The organism is Sulfuricaulis sp., assembly GCF_049587675.1.
In the GTDB taxonomy this organism is placed as follows: Bacteria; Pseudomonadota; Gammaproteobacteria; order Acidiferrobacterales; family Sulfurifustaceae; genus Sulfuricaulis.
This window is the reverse complement of the sequence record NZ_JBAVEJ010000275.1, coordinates 1-4,091: the sequence shown is the minus strand read 5'-3', so window position 1 is coordinate 4,091 and position 4,091 is coordinate 1. Positions and strand designations below refer to the sequence as shown.

Here is a 4,091-nt window from a genome sequence, read left to right as displayed (position 1 = left end):
CCCGATCGTGGCCACGTTGCAGTTCGCCTTGGTGCTGACCGTGGCCGCGATTCCCGTGGCGATGCCCACGGTGCTGTCGGTGACCATGGCGGTCGGCGCGCGCCTGCTGGCCAAGAAAGAGGCGATTGTGACCCGCTTGGCGGCCATCGAGGAATTGGCGGGCGTGGACGTGCTGTGCGCGGACAAGACCGGCACCCTGACCCAAAACAAGCTGACGCTGGGTGATCCGTTCAGCGTGAACGGCATTCCTGCCGAGCAAGTTATCCTCAATGCCGCGCTGGCGTCGCGTGCGGACAATAAGGACACCATCGACCTGGCCGTGCTGGGCGGCCTGAAAAACGATCAAGCCTTGAAAGGTTATCAGGTGATCCATTTCCAGCCATTCGACCCGGTGCACAAGCGCACCGAGGCCAGCGTCAAGGACGCGGACGGAAAGGTGTTCAAGGTGACAAAGGGCGCGCCGCAGGTGATCCAGGAGTTGTCGGCCAATGCCGCGCAGGTGAAGCCCGCCGTTGAGAAGGCGGTCAACGAATTCGCGGCGCGCGGCTTCCGCTCGCTCGGTGTGGCGCGGGCCGATCAGGAAGGCCAGTGGCGGTTCCTGGGCGTGTTGCCCCTGTTCGACCCACCCCGGGAACAAGCCAAGGCGACCATCGCGACCGCGCGCGAAATGGGCGTGAAGATCAAGATGGTGACGGGCGATGCCCTGGCCATCGCTCGGGAAACCGCCGGGAAACTGGGACTAGGCGCCAATATCCTCGATGCCAGCGGCTTCGGCGACACCAAGCATCACGAGACGGCGCAGTTGGCGGAGTCCATCGAGAAAGCCGACGGCTTCGCCCAGGTGTTTCCCGAGCACAAGTTCCACATTATTGATGTCCTGCAGCAGCGCGGCCACATCGTCGGTATGACGGGCGACGGGGTGAACGACGCCCCCGCGCTGAAGAAGGCCGACTGCGGCATTGCCGTTTCGGGTGCGACAGACGCGGCGCGCGCGGCGGCTGACATCGTGCTGATGACGTCCGGCTTGTCGGTGATCATCGATGCGATCAAGGAGAGCCGGAAAATCTTCCAGCGGATGAACAGCTATGCGATCTACCGCATCGCCGAAACGCTGCGCGTGTTGTTTTTCATGACGCTGGCAATCCTGATCTTCAACTTTTATCCATTGACGGCGGTGATGATCGTGATGCTGGCATTGCTCAACGACGGGGCGATCCTGTCCATTGCCTATGACAATGTTCATTACAAGGATAAGCCCGAGGCCTGGAACATGCACATGGTGCTGGGGATATCTACGGTGCTGGGCGTCATCGGGGTCGTGTCGGCGTTTGGCCTGTTCTATCTCGGTGAGCGCGTCTTTCATCTCGACCGCGCGCACATCCAGACGCTGATGTACTTGAAGCTGTCCGTGGCGGGACATCTGACGATTTTCCTGACGCGCACGCGCGGCCCGTTCTGGTCCATACGCCCGGCGCGGGTTCTGTGGGCGGCGGTGCTCGGCACGCAAATCGTGGCGACGCTGATCGCGGTTTATGGGGTGTTTATGACGCCCCTCGGCTGGGGTTGGACGCTGTTCGTCTGGGGCTATGCGCTGGTGTGGTTCCTCGTGAATGACCGCGTGAAACTACTGGCGTATCGGGTGTTCGATCCAACTGCCGCGCCCCTGTTGGTCAAGAATCCTGTCGATTTGACACCGCAGATCGCCAAGCGCGCCTATGAACTTTATGAGCAGCAAGGCCGCCGCGAAGGCCACGCGGATCAGGACTGGCTCCAGGCGGAGCATGAGATTCGGAAAAATAAGGAATAGGCGGGACGGGCGAAGGCGGCGCCAATGCGCTCTTGAGCCCTGTGAACACTACGCGCGCAACCAACGCAGCTTGTGACAATGGAGAGATGAAGATGAAAATCAACTCAAAGAACTTCAGGGTGGGGGAAGGCGAAAAGGTCAACCTCAAGAAGTGGCCGACGCGGGTGAAGCCCGTTTACCAGTCGAAGGAGCAGTATCAGGAACTCCTCGCAGAACAGGTGGCGGAGCTCAGCGAGCTGCAACAACTGCTCTACGCATCCAACCGCTATGCGGTGTTGCTGATCTTTCAGGCCATGGACGCGGCGGGAAAGGATGGTGCCATCAAGCACGTGATGTTCGGCGTCAATCCTCAGGGTTGCCAGGTGTTCAGTTTCAAACATCCGAGCGCGACGGAACTGGAGCACGATTTTCTCTGGCGCACCTCCCAGTGTTTTCCGGAACGCGGCCGGATCGGGATTTTCAACCGATCCTATTATGAGGAAGTACTGATCGTTCGCGTGCATCCGGAGATTCTTCGCGGTCAGGGACTGCCGGAGGAGTTAGTCGACGAGGAAACGATCTGGCGGGAGCGGTATCGTTCCATCGTGGACCTGGAGAACCATCTGTATCGTAACGGCACACGGATCATCAAGTTCTTCCTTCACCTGTCAAAGGAAGAGCAGCGAAAGCGCTTTCTCGCTCGCATCGACGAGCCCGAAAAGAACTGGAAATTCAGTCTTGCCGATATTGAAGAGAGGAAATACTGGAAACAGTACATGCATGCCTATGAGGCCTGCCTGAGCGCAACGAGTACGAAAATTGCGCCTTGGTATGTGGTCCCCGCCGACGACAAGGAGAACGCTCGGCTGATTGTTTCAAGGATAATTCTCGACACTTTCAAGGCGCTCGACATGCGCTACCCAAAAACCGATGCAAAACGCAGGCAGGAACTGCTGTCGATCCGCAAGCGGCTTGCGAAGCATGACTGATGTAACAATCAACCGGGGGGTGTATGACATTATTTCGCACAAACCGCCATGACACGGCGCAGCAGGAACGGATGGTTCGGAAGCAGGTGTCCCCGGACTTCCTGGATCCGGCACACGAGTGGCGTCGTCTCTTCGCCGAGACGTGGGGCACGTTCCTGCTGGTTCTCGTCGCGGCGGGTGGCGGGGTCGTTTCCGCCAGAAGCGGCGGCGCTGTCACCCTGAGCATGATCGTGGTCGCACCCGGACTGATGGTGATGGCGATCATCTACTTTATGGGCACCGTGAGCGGGGCACATTTAAACCCGGCAGTCACCTTGGCATTCGCGGTGCGGCGTAATTTCCCGTGGCGTCGGGTACCGGGCTACGTCTTGGCACAGATGATCGGCGGTATCGCAGCGGCGCTCTTCCTGCGGGCCATGTTTGGACTCGTCGGTGCGCTGGGTGCGACCGTACCCGGCAGCGAAGCAGGCAGCGGAACGGCGTTGGCGATGGAGGTGGTGTTGACGGCCGGGTTGGTGAACACGATCCTGGGTACGGCCTCAGGAGCGCGCAACATCGGCGCCAACGGCGCCATCGCCGTGGGTGGATATATTGCGCTGGCGGGTCTTTGGGCAGCACCGATCAGCGGTGCCTCGATGAACCCGGTGCGATCGTTGGCGCCAGACCTGGTGCGTGGCGACTTCGGCACGGCGTGGATCTACGTGCTGGGACCGATCCTCGGCGCGCTGATTGGGGTCGCCTTCGAGTGGATACTAAAGGGCAAGCCCACCACTGCCGGAACACTTGCGGCACAGGGTTCCATCGGCGTAAATGATTCGACACTGACACGTAAGCGAAAAGGACAAAAAAAATGACGAAAATCGAGCAGCTGGAATTGAAGGGTCATCGCAGTGAAATCATCGCGGACGTCAAAAGGTTGAACGTTGCGAGGCCCGAAGACATCCGCCTGAGATGCGACCCATCAAGGAGAATTTGCACGTGAGTCTGTTCCACGCCATAGGTCTTATCGTGACGCTCGTGGCGCTCTTCGGTTATTTCAATTGCCGGGTTACGCGGTTTCCCGACATTATCGGCATCACAGCCATCGGCCTGGTTGTCTCGATTATTGTGGCCGTCATCGGTACTTATAATCCTGCCGTTGCCAGTTGGGCGCAACGGGCCGTTGTCGGAATCGATTTCTACGAAGTGGTCTTCCACGGCATGCTGGGCATGCTGTTGTTCGCTGGCAGTCTGCACGTAAATATCGGTGACATCACCCGGGAAAAATGGGTCATCCTGGTCATGGACACCATCGACCGCCTGCCGCAGACCGGCGA

Annotated in this window: 3 protein-coding genes and 1 pseudogene; all 4 read left to right on the top strand. The window is 59.3% G+C overall.

What is annotated here, in order from left to right:
* Nucleotides 1–1,807, top strand: a 1,807-nt coding sequence (locus tag WB402_RS14315) for a plasma-membrane proton-efflux P-type ATPase (RefSeq protein ID WP_424209008.1), incomplete at its 5' end; no start/stop codon positions are given.
* A 92-nt stretch (nucleotides 1,808–1,899) separates the two neighbouring features.
* A complete protein-coding gene (locus WB402_RS14310) occupies nucleotides 1,900–2,775 on the top strand; it encodes an ADP-polyphosphate phosphotransferase (protein WP_424209006.1) in 876 nt (291 codons plus the stop codon).
* Nucleotides 2,776–2,798: 23 nt separating this feature from the next.
* Nucleotides 2,799–3,629, top strand: coding sequence for an MIP/aquaporin family protein (locus WB402_RS14305; RefSeq protein WP_424209004.1), 831 nt, complete (start codon nucleotides 2,799–2,801; stop codon nucleotides 3,627–3,629).
* 124 nt (nucleotides 3,630–3,753) lie between these two features.
* Nucleotides 3,754–4,091 (top strand): annotated as a pseudogene (locus WB402_RS14300) (cation:proton antiporter); the annotation flags it as partial.